This window comes from Paenibacillus sp. NPDC093718, from assembly GCF_050279985.1.
Lineage (GTDB): Bacteria > Bacillota > Bacilli > Paenibacillales > Paenibacillaceae > Paenibacillus_AQ.
In genome coordinates this window covers 1-1,353 of the sequence record NZ_JBNNUS010000028.1, presented here as the reverse complement: position 1 = coordinate 1,353, position 1,353 = coordinate 1, and the positions used below count along the sequence as shown (strand labels likewise).

2 protein-coding genes are annotated in these 1,353 nt (G+C 35.8%); one reads left to right on the top strand and one right to left on the bottom strand.

What is annotated here, in order from left to right; translation table 11 throughout:
- A partial coding sequence (locus ACQKPA_RS33170) for a hypothetical protein (protein WP_427496519.1) occupies positions 1 to 233 on the bottom strand: 233 nt, incomplete at its 3' end.
- An 881-nt stretch (positions 234 to 1,114) separates the two neighbouring features.
- Between ACQKPA_RS33170 and ACQKPA_RS33165 the strand changes: the two genes are divergently transcribed.
- Positions 1,115 to 1,353 (top strand): hypothetical protein (locus tag ACQKPA_RS33165; protein WP_427496518.1); only part of this gene is annotated, 239 nt, incomplete at its 3' end.

Below are 1,353 nucleotides of genomic sequence, written 5' to 3'. Positions count from 1 at the left end.
GATCCAATATATGCTCCGGTAGGTGATGGGGTTGCTCTCATATTACAAGCCGCATTGATTCTCCACGTAGTACTCAAAATGGAAATATCTCCAGCTTCTGAAGTAATTTTAGAATCTTGTGTAAATTGAGAATTAAAATTGATTGGATCAGTACTATCAGATGCAAATGCACCTGTTGCAGGAAGTACCATAGCTGCTGTCATCAAAGAAACTGCGACAATTTTTTTCATCATTTGATCTCCTTTGTATGTACTAGAATTTGTAAAGACCTAAAAACCTAGAGTTCTTCTCCTTTCCATTACTATTCATCCTATTAATTCCAATCAAAAACATGCATAATATAACATATATTTCTAAAATTTGTAAATACATAATGTTACAAATAGTTCTGGTAGACAATTAACAGTGTTACGGTAACAGGGAATTCCTGATGAATACTTATTTGTTGACAAGTCCAGCGGAAAAATGTCGACTGGCCTGAATATCAGCTCCTGAGCGTATTTTTCGTGAAGGCGATATCTTGTTTGTTAAGTCTATCAACAGGTTTGGCTATAACATGCGAGAGATCCTAAAAGAGTGGCAATGGTTGATTGATGCCAAGATACACGTTGTTGTGATCGACATCCCTATTCTTGATACAAGGAAGTATGAAAACCTGACCAATTGGAGATATTCACACTATGAATGTGGTGAACTTTACGAAACAGATATGTAACTAAACTACACACCGCACAGTAGGAAAATAATCTATTCAAAGCTAGACAAAGACATTCAACTAGAAATCCACAAACACAGTAACCGTTTCAGGTATACAGATAATGTCGAATATCATGACGACAGGTTATCAAAATATTCTATGCAAAATGGCAAATGTGCAGTAACCTGGTCTGTTTTTTCGAGCAGAAGAGGTTCACAACCACCACCGGCTCCCACTTCGGGAACCGTCAGCCGGTTACTTCCTTTATATTGAGGGTATCAAGCATATGATATTCCTTATTTTAGAAGTATATGTTATATTATGTATGTTCCTTATTGGATATAAATAAGAGAATAGTAAATGAAAAGGAGAATTGTATTTTTTTAAAAAAAATTATAATTCAAAGGAGATCCTCGAATGAAGAAAAAAATTGTAATCGTCTCATTGCTAGCAGCAACTATGGTAATTCCTTCTACAAGTACATTTGCATCCGATAGTTCTACTGAAGTAATCAATCCTAATACACAATTTACGCAGGAATCTCAAATCACTTCGGGATCGGGAGATGTAATTACTCCTATGTCTATTGACTATAGAGTCAATGCAGCTTCAAATTTCAGAGCAACCCCATCACCTACCGGAGCATATATTGGATC